The 19,714-nt window shown below is 35.4% G+C and carries 21 protein-coding genes; 19 read left to right on the forward strand and 2 right to left on the reverse strand.

Going from position 1 to position 19,714, the window contains the following annotated elements; translation table 11 throughout:
* Nucleotides 1–10: 10 nt before the first annotated feature.
* The 8 genes from ACMV0E_RS05840 to ACMV0E_RS05875 are packed head-to-tail and all read left to right on the forward strand — an operon-like array spanning nucleotide 11 to nucleotide 8,070.
* Nucleotides 11–490, forward strand: a complete 480-nt coding sequence (locus ACMV0E_RS05840) for a zinc ribbon domain-containing protein (RefSeq protein ID WP_416085445.1) — start codon at nucleotides 11–13, stop codon at nucleotides 488–490.
* 3 nt (nucleotides 491–493) lie between these two features.
* Nucleotides 494–1,906, forward strand: coding sequence for an electron transport complex subunit RsxC (gene rsxC / locus ACMV0E_RS05845; RefSeq protein WP_416085446.1), 1,413 nt, complete (start codon nucleotides 494–496; stop codon nucleotides 1,904–1,906).
* Complete coding sequence (locus ACMV0E_RS05850) at nucleotides 1,899–2,909, forward strand: RnfABCDGE type electron transport complex subunit D (protein ID WP_416085447.1); 1,011 nt, start codon at nucleotides 1,899–1,901, stop codon at nucleotides 2,907–2,909. Before rsxC ends, ACMV0E_RS05850 begins: the two co-directional genes overlap by 8 nt.
* Nucleotides 2,906–3,508: an RnfABCDGE type electron transport complex subunit G gene (locus ACMV0E_RS05855; RefSeq protein ID WP_416085448.1), complete on the forward strand. Its 603-nt coding sequence runs from the start codon at nucleotides 2,906–2,908 to the stop codon at nucleotides 3,506–3,508. The genes ACMV0E_RS05850 and ACMV0E_RS05855 overlap by 4 nt, the downstream gene beginning before the upstream one ends.
* Complete coding sequence (gene rsxE, locus ACMV0E_RS05860; protein WP_416085449.1) at nucleotides 3,505–4,107, forward strand: electron transport complex subunit RsxE; 603 nt, start codon at nucleotides 3,505–3,507, stop codon at nucleotides 4,105–4,107. Before ACMV0E_RS05855 ends, rsxE begins: the two co-directional genes overlap by 4 nt.
* Entirely contained in the window at nucleotides 4,104–4,694 is a 591-nt protein-coding gene (locus ACMV0E_RS05865; protein ID WP_416085450.1) for an electron transport complex protein RnfA, read from the forward strand. Before rsxE ends, ACMV0E_RS05865 begins: the two co-directional genes overlap by 4 nt.
* A 13-nt stretch (nucleotides 4,695–4,707) precedes the next feature.
* Complete coding sequence (locus ACMV0E_RS05870) at nucleotides 4,708–4,995, forward strand: RnfABCDGE type electron transport complex subunit B (RefSeq protein WP_416085451.1); 288 nt, start codon at nucleotides 4,708–4,710, stop codon at nucleotides 4,993–4,995.
* A 45-nt stretch (nucleotides 4,996–5,040) separates the two neighbouring features.
* The gene (locus ACMV0E_RS05875) at nucleotides 5,041–8,070 is read left to right on the forward strand and encodes a hypothetical protein (protein WP_416085452.1); all 3,030 of its coding nucleotides are present in this window, start codon (nucleotides 5,041–5,043) and stop codon (nucleotides 8,068–8,070) included.
* Here the strand turns inward: ACMV0E_RS05875 and ACMV0E_RS05880 are convergent.
* Together ACMV0E_RS05880 and ACMV0E_RS05885 are read right to left on the reverse strand one after the other, a co-directional pair.
* A complete protein-coding gene (locus ACMV0E_RS05880) occupies nucleotides 8,063–8,896 on the reverse strand; it encodes a hypothetical protein (RefSeq protein WP_416085453.1) in 834 nt (277 codons plus the stop codon). The two genes, ACMV0E_RS05875 and ACMV0E_RS05880, sit on opposite strands and share 8 nt — an antisense overlap.
* Nucleotides 8,878–9,246: a hypothetical protein gene (locus ACMV0E_RS05885; RefSeq protein ID WP_416085454.1), complete on the reverse strand. Its 369-nt coding sequence runs from the start codon at nucleotides 9,244–9,246 to the stop codon at nucleotides 8,878–8,880. The genes ACMV0E_RS05880 and ACMV0E_RS05885 overlap by 19 nt, the downstream gene beginning before the upstream one ends.
* A 159-nt stretch (nucleotides 9,247–9,405) precedes the next feature.
* Here ACMV0E_RS05885 and ACMV0E_RS05890 point away from each other — a divergent pair, with 159 nt between their 5' ends.
* From ACMV0E_RS05890 to ACMV0E_RS05940, 11 genes are read left to right on the forward strand one after another with little or no spacing between them, the layout of a single operon-like run.
* The gene (locus tag ACMV0E_RS05890; RefSeq protein ID WP_416085455.1) at nucleotides 9,406–9,753 is read left to right on the forward strand and encodes an ArsR/SmtB family transcription factor; all 348 of its coding nucleotides are present in this window, start codon (nucleotides 9,406–9,408) and stop codon (nucleotides 9,751–9,753) included.
* Nucleotides 9,754–9,771: 18 nt separating this feature from the next.
* Nucleotides 9,772–10,236, forward strand: a complete 465-nt coding sequence (locus tag ACMV0E_RS05895) for an NADH-quinone oxidoreductase subunit NuoE family protein (RefSeq protein ID WP_416085456.1) — start codon at nucleotides 9,772–9,774, stop codon at nucleotides 10,234–10,236.
* A complete protein-coding gene (locus ACMV0E_RS05900) occupies nucleotides 10,236–10,781 on the forward strand; it encodes an ATP-binding protein (RefSeq protein WP_416085457.1) in 546 nt (181 codons plus the stop codon). Before ACMV0E_RS05895 ends, ACMV0E_RS05900 begins: the two co-directional genes overlap by 1 nt.
* On the forward strand, nucleotides 10,782–11,150 hold the full coding sequence (locus ACMV0E_RS05905; protein WP_416085458.1) for a (2Fe-2S) ferredoxin domain-containing protein: 369 nt from the start codon (nucleotides 10,782–10,784) through the stop codon (nucleotides 11,148–11,150).
* A 3-nt stretch (nucleotides 11,151–11,153) separates the two neighbouring features.
* Nucleotides 11,154–12,809, forward strand: a complete 1,656-nt coding sequence (nuoF, locus tag ACMV0E_RS05910) for an NADH-quinone oxidoreductase subunit NuoF (protein WP_416085459.1) — start codon at nucleotides 11,154–11,156, stop codon at nucleotides 12,807–12,809.
* Nucleotides 12,775–13,203, forward strand: coding sequence for an NADH-quinone oxidoreductase subunit NuoE family protein (locus ACMV0E_RS05915; protein ID WP_416085460.1), 429 nt, complete (start codon nucleotides 12,775–12,777; stop codon nucleotides 13,201–13,203). Before nuoF (ACMV0E_RS05910) ends, ACMV0E_RS05915 begins: the two co-directional genes overlap by 35 nt.
* Nucleotides 13,200–14,843, forward strand: coding sequence for an NADH-quinone oxidoreductase subunit NuoF (gene nuoF, locus ACMV0E_RS05920; RefSeq protein ID WP_416085461.1), 1,644 nt, complete (start codon nucleotides 13,200–13,202; stop codon nucleotides 14,841–14,843). Before ACMV0E_RS05915 ends, nuoF (ACMV0E_RS05920) begins: the two co-directional genes overlap by 4 nt.
* The gene (fdhF, locus tag ACMV0E_RS05925) at nucleotides 14,836–17,550 is read left to right on the forward strand and encodes a formate dehydrogenase subunit alpha (protein WP_416085462.1); all 2,715 of its coding nucleotides are present in this window, start codon (nucleotides 14,836–14,838) and stop codon (nucleotides 17,548–17,550) included. The genes nuoF (ACMV0E_RS05920) and fdhF overlap by 8 nt, the downstream gene beginning before the upstream one ends.
* A gap of 15 nt (nucleotides 17,551–17,565) precedes the next feature.
* Complete coding sequence (locus tag ACMV0E_RS05930; protein ID WP_416085463.1) at nucleotides 17,566–18,402, forward strand: formate/nitrite transporter family protein; 837 nt, start codon at nucleotides 17,566–17,568, stop codon at nucleotides 18,400–18,402.
* Nucleotides 18,402–19,010, forward strand: coding sequence for a molybdenum cofactor guanylyltransferase (mobA, locus tag ACMV0E_RS05935; RefSeq protein WP_416085464.1), 609 nt, complete (start codon nucleotides 18,402–18,404; stop codon nucleotides 19,008–19,010). The genes ACMV0E_RS05930 and mobA overlap by 1 nt, the downstream gene beginning before the upstream one ends.
* On the forward strand, nucleotides 18,982–19,683 hold the full coding sequence (locus ACMV0E_RS05940; protein WP_416085465.1) for a formate dehydrogenase accessory sulfurtransferase FdhD: 702 nt from the start codon (nucleotides 18,982–18,984) through the stop codon (nucleotides 19,681–19,683). Before mobA ends, ACMV0E_RS05940 begins: the two co-directional genes overlap by 29 nt.
* Nucleotides 19,684–19,714: the final 31 nt, after the last annotated feature.

Genomic DNA, 19,714 nt, shown 5'->3' on the forward strand with positions numbered 1-19,714 from the left:
ATAATTAGGAATGGGAAAAATTATTGATTTTATTAAAACGATTTTACCGAATCTTTCAACATCTGATGTCTTTATAATAATCTTTTCACTTGTTATATTAGTTCTAATTATTGCAATCTACGTGTATAACGACAGTAAATTGAGAGGTGGAAATGCATTAGGTTGGTTAATTGCAGTTATTGTCTTTGGAGGCATTTTGCCCCTTGTTTTCTACCTAATGATAAGAAGTCCTTACACTCTTGAAGAAATTAAAGAGGAGAAAGAGCGAAAGGAGGTGTTAGAACTACAAAAAAAATATTATGAATTACAAATTGAAAAAGAAATTTTTAAATGCCCTGTTTGTGGTGAAGAAGTAAAAAGTGATTATCTCTATTGTCCTTACTGTTTTACACAATTAAAAAATAAGTGTCCGAACTGCCAAAAGATTATTGAAAAAGATGCAAAGATTTGCCCTTATTGCGGGTTTATTTTTGAAGAACGAAAGGAGTGAAACATGAAAGTCTTTACTTATTCACCTGGTGGCATACATCCAGATGAAAGTAAACTTACCAAGGATTTGTCCTTTGAAGTCTTTAAATCTCCTCCAATTGCAGTTATTCCGCTCCAGCAGCATACAGGTGCACCAAATAATCCTTTGGTGCAGGTTGGTGATTATGTCAAGGTCGGGCAGAAAATTGGCGATTCAACGCAGCCTGTTTCTGCACCAGTCCATGCAACTGTGTCTGGAAAAGTAATTGCAATTGAAGAGAGATTATGTCCAACTGGTGCAAAAATCAAGAGTGTAATTATTGAGAACGATTATAAAGATGAATGGGTTGAACTTTCACCGAGGAAATCTTTTGAAGATTTACCATCCGAAGAACTTGTGAAAATTATAAGAGAGCATGGTATTGTTGGTTTAGGTGGTGCAGCATTTCCAACATCTGTGAAATTAACTCCCCCCAAAGATAAAGTTATTGACACCATTATTGGAAATGGCGCTGAGTGTGAGCCATATCTTACAGTTGATCACAGGAATATGCTTGAGTATCCAGAGAAGGTCATCACAGGAATTCTCATTGAAATGAAAATAACGGGTGCAAAGAAAGGTATTATTGCAGTTGAAGAAAACAAACTTGATGCAGCTAACGTTCTTGAAAATAAAATAAAGGGAATGGGTTTAAATAATGTTGAGGTTGTTCTGGTGAAGACAAAATATCCTCAAGGTGGAGAAAAACAACTCATTAAGGCTGTTCTTAAAAGAGAAGTTCCATCGGGAGGTTTGCCGCTTGATGTTGGGGTTGTTGTTCAAAATGTTGGTACTTTAAAAGCAATTACAGAAGCAGTTTTGGAAGATAAACCTTTAATTGAGCGAGGAATAACAATTTCAGGTAATGCAGTTTCTAAACCTGGAAATTATATTATTAGAATTGGGACACCTGCATCGTTTATAATTGATACGCTTGGGCTTAACCGTAAATTAAGAAAACTCATTTTTGGCGGTCCTATGACTGGTATTGCTCAGCCAACGGTTGATGTTCCAGTTATAAAGGGGACTTCAGGAATTCTTATGTTTGGCGATGAGGCATTGGAAATGGCACCTCAGGAAGAATCACCTTGTATAAGATGTGCAAGCTGCGTTGATTCTTGTCCTATGGGACTTATGCCAGTTTTAATTGATCATGCTTCGAGAAAAAATGACCTTAAAACGGCGGAAACTCTTCATGCACTTGACTGCATTGAATGTGGTGTCTGTTCCTACGTATGTCCTGCAAAGAGGCATCTAACTGAAAATATAAAGAGTGTTAAACAGGCAATTATAAAACAAAGAAAAATTGAAGCAGCAAAACAAGCAGCTTTTGAAAAGTTAAAAGCTCAAAAGATGAAAGAAAAGGAAAACTCCCCAAAGGAGGTACAAAATGGCTAACTATGATATTGATCTTGTCGTTACATCAGCTCCTCATATAAAGGATAAGGTAACGACTTCTTCAATTATGCGTGATGTTATCATTGCAATCGCCCCTGCACTCATTGGAAGCGTTTTTATTTTCGGCTTAAGGTCGATTCTTGTAATAATTATATCTGTCGTATCTTCAATATTGGCAGAGGTATTAGGTAACATTATTTTTCATAAAAAACCATCTTTAAACGACCTTTCTGCTTCAGTTTCAGGATTACTTCTTGCAATGACTTTACCTCCTTCTTCTCCTTGGTGGATGGTTGTTGTCGGAGCATTTTCGGGAATCATTTTGGGGAAAATGATTTTTGGTGGGATTGGTTCTAACCCGTTTAACCCTGCTCTTGTGGGACGTTCAGTGTTAATGGTATCTTGGCCTACTTATATGACAACCTGGATAAAGCCTCAAATAATGATTGGGTTATCCAATATTTCTCAAGCAACACCTGTTGATTCAATTACAACTGCAACACCATTAGGTATTGTAAAATTACAAAGCTACGCAAAGCTTATATCTGATTTTGGAACAAAGGCAAATTTATACAAGGCCTTGTTCTTTGGCACAGTAGGAGGTAGTTTAGGTGAAACTTCAGCACTACTTCTTTTAATTGGTGGCATTTATCTTATAGCAAGAAAAGTAATCGATTGGAAAATACCTGTAATTTATATTGGAACAGTTTTTGTGCTTTCGCCTCTTTTTGGCAGAGACCCTCTATTTTCAATTCTTGCAGGTGGATTATTTTTAGGTGCATTCTTTATGGCAACTGACTACAGTTCTTCTCCAATAACACCCATGGGAAAGGTATATTACGCAATATTTATAGGTTTTTTGACTGTGATTATTCGTCAATATAGTTCATATCCTGAGGGTGTTATGTTTTCTATTCTCTTAGGAAATGCTGTTGTTCCTTACTTTGATAAGGTTATGCCAAAAGTCTATGGTGTGTTTTCTAAAAAAGAGGTGGCAAAATGAAAAATAATGTTTTTAAGTTTGCTGTTACTCTTGGGCTCATCTCAGCTATTACAGGATTAGCACTTGCAGTAGTTTTTCAGATAACAAACCCTATTATTGCAGCGCAAGATGCAAAGGCATTAGAGAGAGGTTTATCTGAAGTTTTTCCAGGTAATTATGAATTTATAAAGTTAGATAAACCTATTCAATCAAGCGATCAATCAGTTACAATAAATGAATCTTTTCTTGTTAAAGATAAGGCAAGTGGCAAAAATATAGGAATGGTTGTAAAGGTTGTTGTTCCAGGCTCGCAGGCACCAATTAAAATGCTTGTAGGTGTGAAAAGCGATGGAACGGTTTCTGGTGTTAAAATTCTCAAGATGAATGAGACTGCAGGGCTTGGTTCTAATGCAGATAATCCTAAGTATTATGTTAATAAAAAGGACAAGATTACCTTTTTAGGACAATTCGTAAATAAAAATGTTATTAAAGATAAATTAGTTCCAAAGGAAGATATTATTGCTATGACTGGTGCAACGATTACCTCTACTGCGGTTTCAAAGGGAGTAAAAGTTGCAGGAGAAGCTATTGTTTCATACCTTAAGGAGGCAGGGCAATGAAAAAGTTGAAGATAATTTGGGATGCAATAATTCCAAATAATCCTGTACTTATAATTTCAATTGGCTTGTGCTCTACAATTGCAGTATCAAACTCCGTCCAGAGTGCTTTGCTTATGACGTTTGCATTTGCTTTAGTGCAGATTCCATCAAACATAATAGTTTCTTCTATTAGGAAGATTACTCCAAACGAGATAAGAGTTCCAATTTTTGTTACAGTTATCGCTGCATTTACAACTATTGCTTCCTTGATTTCTGAAGCTTACTTTAATGCTATTTATCAGATAATTGAACTTTATATTTCTCTTGTTGTAGTTAACTGTATCATTATCGGACGAGCAGAAGCATATGCCTATCATAATGGAATTTTTGATTCTTTTTTGGATGGAGTTGGGAATACAATTGGTTATGGATTAGTGCTTTTAGCTATTGCAATTGTAAGAGAGTTTATAGGAAAAGGTTCCTTAGCAGGGATCCAATTAATGCCCGATAGTTATCAACCAATGTTATTGATGGTACTTCCACCTGCAGGTTTTATTATGATTGGCATACTTACTGGTGCCATAGAAACTTACCTGAGGAACAAGGAGGGGAAGAGATGAGTTATGTTGAAAATCTTCTTAAAATTTTTGTTTCGTCTACTATAATCAATAATATTATACTTATCCAGTTTCTTGGGCTTTGTTCTTATATAGGTCTTACAGACAACCTTACAAACTCAATAGGTATGAGTTTTGCTGTAATTTTTGTAACAGTTTCATCCTCAATTCTTGCTTGGATGATTGATAACTGGATTCTTATTCCAACAGGTTTACAGCGTGCACTTCAAATTACTGCTTTTATACTTGTAATTGGTTCATTTGTTGGTCTTGTTGAAATTTACATCAAAAAGGCATCACCAAATCTTTATAAAGCAATGGGAATTTACCTTCCTTTGATTGCAACTAACTGTCTTATTCTCGGAGCAACTTTTATAAATTCTATGAATAAATATGATTTTGTTGAATCAATTGTATCGGGATTTGGTATTGCATTTGGTTATGCTATTGCAATGCTTTTACTTGCAGGAATTAGAGAGAGGTTAAGAAATTCTGATGTACCTTCCTTTTTCAAAGGGAAGGCAATTGCTTTTATGATTTCTGGAATTCTCTCGTTGGCTTTTCTTGGATTTAGTGGAATGATTAAATAGGTAGAGGTGCGTAATGAAAGAAATACTTATTTCTGTTTTTACGCTTGGAATTTTAGGTACGCTTTTTGGTATTCTTCTCGGAGTTTTTAATGAGAAGTTTAAAGTAGAGGAAAACCCTTTAGTGCAGGCAATTTACGAGGTCCTTCCACATGGAGAATGTGGTGCTTGTGGTTTTCCTGGGTGTCGTCCTTGTGCTGAAGCAATAGCTGAAGGACGTGCAGGTTATGATGCATGCGTTGTTGGTGGAAAGGAAGTCGAGCAAAAAATAAAAGATATTATGGAGAAAGCACAGAGCTCATAACTTGAAAAAAAATTAATAAGTATTATCATATAGGAAGGGGAAAAAGTGAAAAAGCTTTTGATTGTTTTGGTTGTTTTAATTTTGTTGTTTGCTTTTTCTTCTCCTGTAATAGGAGATGAAGGGATAAGTGTCTCTGTTGAAAATACATTGGATGTCCCTGTTTTTAAAGTATTTACGTTTAAAGTGCAAAAGGAAGTCTTGAGTAATGCACAGAACTTTTTACTTTTAGACAATGGCGTCCCCCTTCCTATTTATTTTAGTGAAGATAATGACAATTTTACATTTAAAGTTGCGCTTTCGATAGGAGCAAAAGAAAAAAAGATTTTGAAGTTAATCCCACAAGATAGTAGTCCTCAAATTAAAAAAGATTTCTATATACCTAATTTTATTGGTACTCAATTTATTGTGCCAAGAAAAGGAAGAGTTTTTATAGTTTCGTATGGTGATTCTAACAAGGTATCAGTTTTAGATAAAAAGTCTAATAATGTTGTTTTTGAGAAGGAGCTCAAAAATTTAGATTCTGTTTTTGTGGACCTAAAAGATGATTCGGTTTTTAAAGTAAGTTCAACTAAACCTATTTTTGTTGAATTTTCTACACTTACTCCTCCTTTTGACAAAAACTCTTCCGATGACGTTAGTGCAGTTTTTGGAACATTCTTTAAATTGTATATTCCTAAGGTATTGTTTATAACAACTACAAAAGATACAAATCTTAAGATTACAGATACTAATGGAAATGTTTTAGTTAACACTCAGCTTAAGGCAAATTCATTTTATGCCAACACTAAATTAGCTCAGGGTATTTATACAATTTCTTCTGATAGCCCTGTTTTAATTGAATATGGATATGCAGATGATAATGTTTTCGCAACGCTTTATGGCATTGATTCTGCGAATGTTATATCATTTGGAAGACTTGGAATTTCATCTATTTTTGATAATACGACAGTTTCAGTTAAATTTGACGATAAAACTTCAGCCTTTACTCTTGATAAAGCAAACGATTTTAAATACTTAGATATTCTGAATCCTAACGATTATATGAAAAACAATACGGAATACAAGGAAGTTTTTATCAATTTTTCAAAACCCGTCCTTATTTATACCTATTCCCAATATGGAAATGTCGATGGAGAACAAATTCCGTCATTTAATAATGGAACTCTTTTTAGATTCCATACTGGTATTGTAACAAAAATTTTTGGAGAAAGGCAAAGAAGAGTTGTTGTTGTAGGCACAGAGGAAAATACAAACTTGAATTTCAACGGAAATAGTTTCACTTTAACTCCATATACTCCAAAAATATTTCTTTTTAAGGATAGTTTTTCAAAAGTAGATATAACATCAAATAAACAAATTGCTGTTTTTGACCTTGGAATAGAAGGAAACGAAGAGATTTTTACGACGCTTTTATCTCTTGATCTATATAACCCAATAAATGTGGCTCTTTTAACTAATACTGGAAGTCAAAATAACGGAGTGGATAAAATGAATCCAAACAATACAAACTCAAATGCGGTGCAAATTTTTGAAAATATTAAGGTATATTTTTCTAAAATTTTGAAAGATGTTTCAACATTTTTTGCAGGAATTTTTATTCAGAGTAATGTTAGCACACTTCTTGATGTTATTAAAACTTTCTTTAAAGGGATCGCATCAAACATTTTGGGTTTTTTAAGACCTATTTCTGAACAAATTTACCCATACATTTCGAATTATTTTCCAGGTTTAACTGTTGATATAGTATCTTCCATTATTTTTGGATTATTTGTCTTCATAATCATAATCCTTATAATTCCTAAAGGAAAGAAAGAAAAAATCCCAGTTGTAAAAATTGAGGAAGTTAAAAAGAAGCCTATTGCATTTAATGTTAAAGATCTTGAAGTTAAGGAAAATGCACCAATTGAAGAGATACCCGTGAAACCTAAAGAGATTCAAGAGGAACTTCCAAAATTAAAGACAATACCGGTTAAACCACCAGAAGAAGTTGTAAAAGAAGTGCCTAAAGAAGAAATAGAGCCAACACGACGAATTTTCAGGCCTGCTCCTCCAAGGAGAGCTGATAGGTTGACAATTGAGAAAGAAAAAATAGGAAAGCCAAAAGAAGAGGCTTTTAAGGAGCAAAAAGAAGAAGTTCCTACAAAAGAGGAATTCAGAAAAGAAGAGGAGAAAAAGTTTGAGGAAAAAGAAAAAGTTGAGCTCGAAAGCAAGGCTAAAACTGGTGAAGTTTCAGGGGAAGTAATTAAACCAAAACCTGAGGAAAAATCAGCTTCTCGACATGAAGAAGTTTTACATATGGAAACAGTTTCTGAAACAGGAAAGGCTGAAAAGGTAGAAAAAGTGCCAACCGAAGAAATTGTTGAGAAGCCCTCTGTTGTTGAAGAGCCATCCGTTGAATTCGAAAAAGAAGTTAAAGAAGAGCATGAAGTTTCCTTTGCAGATTTTGCACAGCCCAATCTTGAAGAAATTGAGAAGGTTGAGGAAAGTGTTCAAGAGGAAAGGGCAACCAAGCAAGAAGAAACAGTTAGCAAAGAAAAGATTGAGGAAAAAACCAAAAAAGATGAGTTTAAATCAACATTTGAAGAGCTTTTAAAGAAACTTGAGGAGGAAAATCGTAAGAAGCGCGAAGAAAAGATTGAAAAGGGTCCCACAAAAGAGGAAAAAAGCGAAATTGAGCAAAAGCCATCGCTTGATGAGACTAAACGATTTACAAAAATTGAGCTTAAATCAAAATATGTAGCAGATGCTTCTGTTTTAAGAAAAATCTATGAAAATGATAAACTCCCACAAGAAGTTAGAAACGATCTTCTTTCTAAAGCATGCATTTCTGCTTCTCAGAAAAGTGAAGTAGCTCATATTGTGGAAGGAAGATTCCGAATTACCGTAATTGGGCTTACTACCATTGAAGAGAGACTTGCAGAAGATATAGCTAAAAGGGTTTCTGGAAAATATACAACGGGTGAAGCAATTCTTATTGCAAAGAAATTAAGACTTACAGATGTTGTTGTTGACGATAAGCCCAAACTTAAAAACTATCAGGGGATTAACATTTATTCCTTAGAAGAGGTTATTTAGTTTCTTTTTCAAGAAGTGTATATAACTTACCTGATAATTCAAATGTCGTGTTTAAAGTTCTTGCAATTATTATGGAGTTTTCTTCAGCCTTCTTTATAGTTTCTTCTGGTACAGGTTCTCCCTCTGTTATGATTATTATAGGCACTCTTTTTATTACTGCAACACCTACAACATTTACATTTGTTTGAATTGTAATCCAGGTGCTTTCTTCATTAGCCTTAGCAAGAACTCTACTTAAAAGATCACATGCATAGGCTTCTTCAATGTTTTTTTCGAGAATTTCTTCATTATATTTTGTAAGGATCTCCAATTGCAATTCTTTAATTAGGTCTTTTATCTTCATTTTGATTCCCTCCCTGTTGATTTCTTCGTTCCAAATTTCAAAAGTTAAGTATGTTCCTTTTCCATACTTTGAAGTTATGATAAAAAAGTCTGAAATCTTTTGAATGTTTTTGAGGCCCATTCCAGCACCAAATCCTAACTTTCTTGCCTTTTCAGATGCAGTAGAGAATCCAGGAGTAAGTGCAAGCAGTAATTTTGGAATTCCAGGACCTATATCTTTTGCAATAGTTTTTATTTTATTCTCATTAGCGTAAGTTTTTATTATGCCAAATTTTGCATGTATTACAATATTTGATTCTGCTTCATAAGAGCAAACGCCAAGTTTTCTCAGATTTTCTTTCTTAAGAGCTGGATATTTTTTATAGAATTCAAATTCATTGAGCGTTTTATCGAGTGTTTCTCTTGTTTTTAAAGTCCCGTCCCCTAAATGTTCAAAATCATCACCAAAAACAAAAAATTCAGAAATTAATATTGTAGTTTCCAAGGCGCACCTTGAAGACCTTCCTTATAGAGAAGTCCGCATGTCACAAACATTATATTCTTTGTCCTTAAAAGTATGATTTGTTCTTTTTTTGCAAGGTCTATTGTTGCCTGCTCTACTGGTTTTCCTCTTACTATTAGAACAACTGGAATATCCAGTATCTTTGCAGTTTTTACAACAGATGGATTCGTGACGCCAGTAATCAATAGTATTGCTTCCTCTTCTCTGCTTATAACAAATAGTGTGTCCGATAAGAGATCGGCAGCGAAACCATATTTAATGTTTGCTTCCCAATTTCCCACACTCTGCAAGATTTCTGCGTCAACAATTTTAATAATATCTTCAACCCTCACATTTATATTTTAACAGATTTTACAAAAATGTGAAATTATTTGTGTAAAATATCACTCTTATATTTTTACGACATAATTTAATTGTTTCTTTTTTATAATGATTTTATTCAAAAATTTTATAGTGAAATAATCAACAAATATATTGCAAAATTTTCATTTTTGAATAAAATAATAAGTGATGGCAGAAAAAAGAAATTACTTTGTGATAGCTATAGCAAATGTGTAAGAGCATCTGAGTTCCTATCTGCGATTGGAAATCCCATAAGAGTTGCAATTGTATGCTATTTAACAACTGGTGAAAAAACCGTTAAGGAGATTGTAGAAAAACTTAAGATGAAAGAACCAACCGTGTCTCTTAATCTTTACAGACTTTATAGGGCAGGCTGGGTGACACGAAGAAAAGTCGGAAGAAGTGTTTATTACAAACTCAAGAGTGAAAAGTATAAAAAAATATTAGAGGAAGTAAGTGAACTCTATGTTTCACAAGATCACAAGATAAGCGTATAATTTTCGAAAGGAGGAAAAATGGAAGCAAAAAATTTTCCCGCAGTAGACATGGAGATTAGAAAATGGGGAGCTAAACCAGAATCTCTTATCCAAGTTTTACATGGCACGCAGGAGGCACTTGGGTATTTACCAAAAGAAGTTCTTGTTTACATTTCGGAAAAACTTAATATTCCTCTTTCAAAGGTTTATGGTGTTGTAACTTTTTACAACTTCTTTAAATTGACAAAAGATGCCGATCACGTTATTATGACCTGCATGGGTACTGCCTGTTATGTAAAAGGAGGTGAAGCGGTATTAAATGCACTTTGTGAAGAGCTGGGTATAAAACCAAATGAAATAACAAAAGATGGCAAATTTGCAGTTAGGATTGTCCGTTGTCTTGGTTGCTGTGGTCTTGCGCCTGCAATAGCAGTTGATGGAAAAGATATATACGGGAAGTTAACTCCTGAAAAGGCAATTGAGATACTTGAGAGGTACATGTAGTGAAAGAGCTTTCCTTAAATATTCTCGATATAATTGAGAATTCTTTGAAAGCCAATGCCAAAAATATAGAACTTAATATTCTTGAGGATGATAATAAGGACTTACTATTAATTGAAGTGAGAGACGATGGTGTGGGTATGGATGAGACCTTATTAAAAGAGGTATTTGATCCTTTTACAACGACTTCCAAAAATAAGAAAGTTGGCTTGGGTCTTCCTCTTCTAAAACTTGAAGCAGAATCATGTGATGGAGGAATTTCAATTGAAAGTGAAAAAGGGAAAGGAACAACCGTCAAGATATGCTTTAGAAAATCTCATATAGATACTCCTCCCTTGGGTGATATTGCAAGTACAATAGTTTCAGTTGTTGCCACTCATCCAGAAATCAATTTCAGATATAGGCATGAAGTAAACGGAAAAGTCTTTGAAATTTCAATTGAAGATTTGAAAAAAATTTGCAACGAAACAATTTGTACTCCTTTGGTATTAAATGGAATTAGAGATTTCTTAAATGAACAAATAAAGAGCTTGCATGGAGGTGCATAGATGGACAAGATTAAGTCAATCGAGGAGTTAAGGAAGTTAAGGGAACAAGCGCAGGCGTTTCTTAAGACAAGACAAGGAGAGGCAAAAGTAAAAGTCTACATCAGTATGGGCACAGTTGGGATTGCTGCAGGTGCAAGAGACGTCCTTCTTGCGATACTTGATGAACTTCAGAAAAGAAATTTTACAGATGTTCAAATCATCGAAAGAGGCTCAATGGGTCTTGATGTTGAGGAACCAGTTGTTGCCGTCGAAAGAGATGGTATACGTGTTTATTATGGACACGTTACCCCCGAAATGGCAAGAGAAATAGTTGCTTCTCATGTAATTAATGGTCAAATTGTAAGCGACTGGGTAATTGCAAAGGAGTAGTTTATGAAAATTTATAGAATTCATGCACTTATATGTGCTGGAGCGCAATGCCTTGCTGCGGGTGGTAACGGTTTTGAAGATGCGCTTAAGGAAGAACTTAAAAAGCACGATCTAACTGAAGAAGTAAATATCGTTGAAACAGGTTGTATGGGTTCTTGTCAATTAGGACCCTTGATGGTTGTCTATCCAGAAGGTGTTATTTACACGAAGGTTAAGCCAGATGATGCAAAAGAGATTGTTGAAGAGCACTTCCTCAAAGGGCGCCCTGTAAAAAGGCTCCTTTGGAAGCAAGAAGAAAAGCAATTTCCGACACTAAACGATGTTCCGTTTTTTGCAAAACAAACAAAAATTGTCTTAAGAAACTGCGGTATTATTAATCCAGAAGATATAACTGAATATATTGCTCAAGGTGGTTACGAAGCACTTGCCAAGGCAATTACCGAGATGACAAGGGAAGATGTTATTAAGGTTGTCAAAGATTCAGGACTTCGTGGTCGTGGAGGCGCAGGATTTCCTACGGGACTCAAATGGGAACTTACTTATAAGCAAAACTCCGACACTAAATACATAATATGTAATGCAGATGAAGGTGACCCAGGTGCCTATATGGATAGGTCCGTTTTGGAGGGAGACCCACATTCTGTGCTTGAAGGAATGGCTATTGCAGGATATGCAGTTGGTGCACAGAAAGGTTATATTTACATAAGAGCAGAATATCCTCTTGCAATAAAGAGGCTTGAAATAGCAATTAAGCAAGCAAGGGCTTCAGGTTTGCTTGGCAAAAATATTTTAGGTACCAACTTTTCATTTGATATTGAATTGAGGATGGGTGCAGGTGCATTTGTTTGCGGAGAGGAGACTGCACTTATTAACTCCATCGAAGGAAGACGTGGTGAGCCAAGGAAGAAACCTCCATTTCCTGTGGAAAAAGGTGTTTTTGGGAAGCCAACTGTTATTAACAACGTAGAGACACTTGCAAATATTCCAGTTATTATTGAAAAAGGGGCATCTTTCTTTAGAAAGTTTGGCACTGAGAAGAGTCCTGGCACAAAGGTATTTGCACTTGCTGGAAAGGTTAATATTACAGGTCTTGTGGAAGTACCACTTGGTACTTCTCTTAGAACAATAGTCTTTGACATTGGTGGCGGAATTCCTGAGGGGCACACCTTTAAGGCAGCGCAAACGGGAGGTCCTTCTGGAGGTGTTATTCCTGCAGAGCATCTTGATGTGCCAATGGATTATGAAAATCTCCCACAACTTGGGACAATAATGGGTTCAGGCGGTCTTATCATAATGGATGAAACGAGCTGCATGGTGGATGTTGCAAAATTCTTCTTAAAATTTACTGTAGATGAGTCCTGCGGTAAATGTACCCCTTGTAGAGAAGGAACTCGCCAAATGCTAAATATTTTAGAAAAAATTACTACAGGTAATGGCACAATGGAGGATCTTGATCGGCTTGAAAGGCTTGGAAATATAATTAAGCTAACTTCGCTTTGTGGTTTAGGGCAAACGGCTCCCAATCCTGTATTGTCAACTCTTAGATATTTTAGAGATGAGTATATTGCACATATAAAGGACAAGAGATGTCCATCTAATGTTTGTTCAATGAAGGGGGAGAAAAATGAAAGGAAAGTCCTTAATAGACGTCTTGCATGAAATTCAGGAAGCAAATCCTGAAAATTACGTCCCTGAAGATTTGGCTTTGCGTGTTTCTGAGACTTTTAAAACATCACCTTCAAAAGTCTATGGGGTGCTCACCCTTTACACAATGTTCTCTGCAAAACCAAGAGGAAAACACATTGTTCGAGTTTGCAGGAGTTTATCGTGTCATCTTGCAGAGGGAGAAAAAATTGTAAGGAAATTGAAGGAAGAGTTAGGGATAGATTTTGGAGAGACAACCGAAGATAGGGAGTTTACGCTTGAAGAATCAAGTTGCCTTGGAATGTGTTCAGTTGCGCCTTCAATGATGATCGATGATGTTCCTTTTGGAAATCTAAAGGAAGAAGACATACCTCTTATTATTAAAAAAGTTCGGGAAGGTGCATTATGAAACTCTATAGAAGCCACATATTAGTCGCTGAAGATTCTAAGAGTCTTGCAAAAGGTGCAAAAGAAATAGAGGAATTATTAACAAAAGAGATAAGAAACATAGGATTGGAAAATGAAATTCTTGTTGCTCCAACTGGAAGTCTTGGATATGAGGATTTGGGTGTAGCAATTGCTGTTTATCCAGATGGCGTGATATATGCACCCGTTAAACCAAGCGATGTACCTCTTATTGTCAAAGAACACCTTTTAAAAGGACGGATTGTTAAAGAGATTGCACATGAAATCGGAAAGAAAGATGTAATTCTTAAAGAAACTCGTGCGGAGCGAGTGCTTTCAATACAAGAAAGAGTATTGCTAAAAAGAGTGGGCATGATAAACCCGGAGTCTATTGAAGAATATATTGCTGAAGATGGTTATTTAGCTTTAGAAAAGGCTCTTGAAAATGGGCCTGAGTGGGTATTAGAAGAAGTCAAGGCATCTGAGTTAAGAGGTAGGGGTGGTGCAGGATTCCCAACAGGAAAAAAGTGGGAATTTACTGCAAAAGCAAAAAGTGATGTTAAGTATGTAATTTGTAATGCAGATGAAGGAGAACCTGGTACATTTAAAGATAGAGTAATAATGGAAGGAGACCCACACCTCCTTATTGAGGGCATGATACTTGCAGGATATGCGACAGGTGCAAATTATGGATACATTTACATTAGAGGTGAATATGACCTTTCAATTAAGAGACTTCAAAAGGCCATAGATCAGGCAAGATCGTATGGATTCCTTGGAGAAAATATACTGGGCTCTGGTTTTAACTTTGATATAGAAATAAAGAAAGGTGCAGGTGCTTATATCTGTGGCGAAGAAACTGCCCTTATAGAATCAATTGAAGGAAAACGTGGCGAGCCAAGGAAGAAACCTCCATATCCACCAACTTATGGCCTTTGGGGAAAACCTACTGTAATTAACAATGTTGAAACATTAGCAAATATTCCACCAATCGTAGTAAATGGTGCCGAATGGTTTAAAAAATTTGGAGTTCCAGGATCATACGGTACTAAACTTTTCAGTTTAATGGGGGATATAAATTACAAAGGTGTAATCGAGATCCCATTTGGAGTTAAGCTTTCATCAATAATAAACGATGTCGGTTTCAGTGTAAAAGGTGGCAAATCTCTTAAGGGGGTAATCCTGGGTGGAGTTTCTGGAAGCCTTATAACTCCCGGAGAGTTAGATGCACCTGTTGATTTTAATTCACTTGCTAAAATTGAAGCAGGGCCCGGATCTGGTTCTATTGTGGTTTTAAGCGAGGATAGATGTATTGTTGATATTGCAAAAAATATTGCATATTTTTTTAGACATGAATCCTGTGGAAAGTGTACGCCATGTAGGGTTGGCACAGAGGAAATGTACAAAATAATTGATTATATTTCAAGAGGTCTTGGTGAAGAAAGTGATCTTACAAGACTTGAAAAACTATCTACAACAATGAAATTAACTTCTTTTTGCGGGTTAGGACAAACTGCTCCCAATATAATTTCTCAATCACTTGTTAAATATAGAACTGAATGGCTTGAGCATATAAAACAGAGAAAATGTAATGCAAATGTTTGTGAATTTGAAGAAATAACCGAGGAGGTATCAAATGAGTGAATTAGTGAATGTTAAAATCGATGGTAAGCCCTATCAGTTTGAAAAAGGCACTACAATTTTAAAGGCCTGTAAATCCATTGGCATAGAAATTCCAACTCTTTGCTATCTTGAAGGTATTGCAGAAGAGGGTTCCTGTGGAATGTGCGTTGTGGAGGTAAAGGGTTCAAGAACGCTTCAAAGAGCATGCATTACTGAAGTTACAGAGGGTATGGAAATTACTACTAATTCGGACTTAATTTATGAAGCTAGAAAAATGAATCTTGAACTTGCGCTTGCCCATCACCCTTTGGACTGTATGACTTGTGATAAAGATGGGGATTGCGTCCTTCAGGATCTTGCATATCAATTTGGAATAAAGAAGAGCCAATTTCTTGATGAAAAAGATGCTTTCGTATATGAGAAAGAAACACCCTGGGATAAAAACCCATTTATTCAGTTTGATCCACAGAAATGTATTCTCTGTAGACGTTGTGTTGATGCTTGTGAAAACCAAGCAATCGTTGAGGCAATTGCTATTGCAATGAGAGGTTACAGGTCAATTGTATCAACTCCTTTTAATCTTCCTTTAGAAGAAACTAATTGTCAATTCTGTGCTGAGTGCGTTCAGGCTTGTCCAACAGCAGCATTAATTGAAAAACCACGAATAGGCAAAGGAAAAATCTTCAATTTTGAAAAAACGGATACTATTTGTGCTTATTGCGGTGTTGGCTGTAATTTAACAATTTTTAAAGATAAGAATAATAATCTTGTAATGGCAAGGGGAGTAGACAGGGAACCAAATAAAGGTAGATTATGTGTGAAAGGAAGATATGGTTATGAATATGTGAATTCATCCGAAAGACTTACAACTCCCCTTATAAAAGAAAATGGAGTTTTCAGGGCTGCAACCTGGGAAGAAGCCCTTGACTACACCGCAAAAAGATTACTTGAGATAAAGGATAAATATGGACCTGATGCAATAGGCGTGCTTGGATCTGCTCGTTGCACAAACGAAGACAACTATGTAGTGCAAAAATTTGCAAGAGCAGTTATAGGAACAAACAACATCGACCATTGTGCAAGATTGTGTCATGCCTCAACAGTTTCAGGTTTAGGTAAAGCTCTTGGAGCAGGTGCCGCAACAAACCCTATAGATGATATTAAGAATGCAGAGGTTATGTTTGTAATTGGTTCAAATACAACTGAAACTCACCCTGTTATTGCTCAATTTATAAAGGAGAACAAAAAGAAAAAGGGAGCAAAACTTATAGTTTGTGATCCAAGAAATATTGATCTTGCAAAATATGCAGATATCTTTATCCAACACTATCCGGGAACTGATGTTGCTCTTTTAAACGGAATGATGAAGGTAATAGTTGATAAAGGACTTATTGATAAGGAATTTATTGAAAATCATACTGAAGGTTTTGAAAACCTCTTAAAGGTCCTTGATAAATATGATCTTGACAAAGTTTCTGAAATTACAGGAGTTGATAAAAAGCTTATAGAAACTGCTGCAATAACCTATGCAAAAGGTCCAAATTCGATGATTTTCTATACGATGGGAATTACGCAACATCATGTTGGAGTTGATAATGTCTTAAGTATCGCAAATCTTGCCTTGATTACAGGGCATATCGGAAAAGAGGGAAATGGCATTGATCCTTTAAGAGGACAGGCTAATGTGCAAGGTGCATGTGATGTTGGAGCATTACCTGATGTCTATACTGGTTATCAAAAGGTAACTGAAGAAAATGTAAGAAAAAAATTCGAAGAATTTTGGAAGGTTAAACTTCCAGAAAATATTGGCTATGCTGTTTCTCAATTTGGAGATCTGGCACTTGAAGGCAAATTAAAAGCAGTTTATGCAATGGGCGAAAACCCTCTTGTAACGGAAGCTGATGTTCGTCATGTAAAGGAAGGTTTTGAGAAACTTGAATTCCTTGCGGTTCAGGATATTTTCCTTTCGGAAACAGCTCAAATTGCAGATGTTGTCTTTCCTGCGAAGGCTTCTTATGAAAAGTTTGGTACTTTTACAAACACTGAAAGAAGAGTACAACTTTTGAATCCAGGAAGAACACCGCATCCAAATGTAAAAGATGATTGGCAAATTGTTTGTGAAGTCGCAACCCGTATGGGTTATCCAATGCACTATAGGGATGCAGAAGAAATTTGGGAAGAAATTCGTGAATTAACACCATCTTTAAAAGGCATTACATATAAGAGGCTTAAGGAAAATTCTCTTTTGTGGCCATGCCCAGATGAAAATCATCCAGGAACAAGAATTTTGCACTATGGAGGTAATTTCAAACGGCCCAACGGAAAAGCACTTATATCAGCTGTTGAATTTGAACCACCTGTTGAAGTTCCTGATAGCGAATATCCTTTTATCCTTACAACCGGAAGAATTTTGTTTCACTATCATTCAAGGAATGAAACTCGAAGAGTTAAGGTACTTGAAAGTTTTGTACCTGAGAATTTTGTTGAAATAAATCCAGAAGATGCAGAGAAACTCAATATAAAAGATGGAGATAAGGTAAAAGTTAAAACAAGAAGGGGAGAAATTGTTGTAAAAGCAAAGGTATCTACAAAACCGAAGAAAGGTGTTGTATTTGTAAGTTTCCACTTTTCGGAAGCAAATGCAAATATTCTTACAATTAATGCAATTGATCCTATTGCAAGAATTCCCGAATTTAAGGCGTGTGGGTGTGCAATAGAAAAAATTTAAATAAAGGAGGTAAGTATGAACGATGTAAATTTCTTTCCACCAAAAGATGTTGCAGCTAAAATGTGTGAAACTGGGGTTGGAAAATGCAGACTTCCGCTTTTAAAGATGTTTCTTCTTGCAATCCTTGCAGGTGTTTACATTGCATTTGGGGCTCAACTGTTTTTACTTGTAGGGTCTGACTCAACTCTTGGCTTTGGTTTTACAAGGTTTCTTTCGGCGTCTGTCTTTACCGTAGGCCTTATGATGGTAGTTATAGGTGGAGCAGAACTTTTTACTGGTAATAACCTTGTCCTTATTGCAGCTCTTGATAAAAAAGTTAGTTGGGTAGAACTTCTTAAAAACTGGGTTGTTGTCTACATTGGAAATTTTGTTGGATCAATTCTTGTTGCTGCATTTCTTTTTTGGGGTGGGACTTGGTCTTTAAATAACACGCTTGTAGGTTCGAATGCCTTAAAGGTTGCCTTGTCCAAAACTTCGCTTACTTTTGCACAAGCATTCTTTAGGGGTATTCTCTGTAATTGGCTTGTATGTATGGCAGTTTGGATGGCAATGGCTTCTAAAGATGTAATTGGAAAACTCTTTGCAATCTATTTCCCAATTATGGCTTTTGTTGCCTCTGGTTTTGAGCACTCAGTTGCAAATATGTTCTTCATACCTTACGGAATCTTCTTGAAAGGAAACCCAAAAGTACTTGAAGCAGCAGGGAAAACAATTGCTGATGTTGCTAATCTTAATTGGGGAACACTTTTTACTGTAAACCTCATTCCCGTTACCCTCGGGAACCTTGTCGGTGGTGCATTCTTTGTTGGATTTATCTATTGGGTTGTGTATTTAATGAATACGAAAAAATAATGAAAATAAAACCTGTTATCCTTGTTGGTGGTAAAAGTAGACGATTTGGAAGCGATAAATTCTTCCTTACTATTAATGGTAAATTAATTTTTGAAAGAACTTATAGAATACTCAAGGATGTTTTTCAGGAGGAGCCTGTCTTCATTGGGAGGCAGGCTCCTATTGGAAATTATGAATTTTTAGAAGATTTAATACCTAATTTGGGTCCCTTGGGTGGGCTATATACTGCTTTGAAAGTATTTGATGTGGATTTTGTTTTTCTTACCGCATGTGATATGCCATTTATAAATAAAGAGGTTTTAAAATATATGAGGGAAAGTTTAGATTATGGAGCAAAGGTTTGCGTTCCGAAACTCGAAAATGGCTACATTGAACCGCTTTTTGCTTTTTATAGTAAGAAACTACTTCCAAAAATAGAAAAAAACATTGATGTTTGCGATTTGAAGTTGAGGAGCCTTTTGGATTTTGATGTTCAATTTTTTGATCCAAATAAAATAAGAAATATTGATCCAGAACTATTGACCTTCCTCAATATTAATACCAAAAATGACTTTGATAAAATCTGCAAAATATTAGAAGATGAAAAAGTTCAAGATTTTGCGGTTTGAAAATGGAAATATTTTTAATTTAGATGATTTTGTTGTTGAGGAGAAAATCCTCAATGTCTTTGCAAATGGAGAACTTGTTCAGTCTGTCTTTTACTCTAATAAAAATGAATTTTATCTTGCCCTGGGTGTGCTTTTTTATAATAACATCATTGTTTCGAAAAACGAAATTTTAAATTATTCATCAAAAGAAAATGATTTTTCAGTAAATTTGTATTTTGAAATTGTCTCGAAAAGATCCAAAAGTATCGATTTTAATGAAATCAATAAAATTGATGTTATTAAAGCCAGTTCACTTTTCACATTAATGAAACAAACTTTGACACACTCAAATACCTTTGCTATAACTGGCGGCACTCATATTGTTTCTGTGGCAACTAAAGATAATCTTCTTGCATATTTTGAGGATATCTCGAGGTTGTCCGCAGTTTTAAAAGTGGTAGGTTTTTTAGTTGATAATGAAATGAGAGACGAGACGCTTCTTTTTACTTCAGGAAGAATTAATTATAACATTGTTCAAATTGCTTCTAAAATAAATTCAAAAATAATTGTTTCTCAATCAGCGGTTTCAACTCTTGCAATTAAAAGTGGAGACTCCCTCAATATCACTCTCGTAGGGTTTTTGCGGGGCAATCGCTTTAATATCTATTCGCATCCCGAAAGAATCTCGCAATAATCAAAAAAACTAAAATTCGCATATAATATCA

It is taken from the genome of Caldisericum insulae (genome assembly GCF_047785965.1).
Classification (GTDB): domain Bacteria; phylum Caldisericota; class Caldisericia; order Caldisericales; family Caldisericaceae; genus Caldisericum; species Caldisericum exile_A.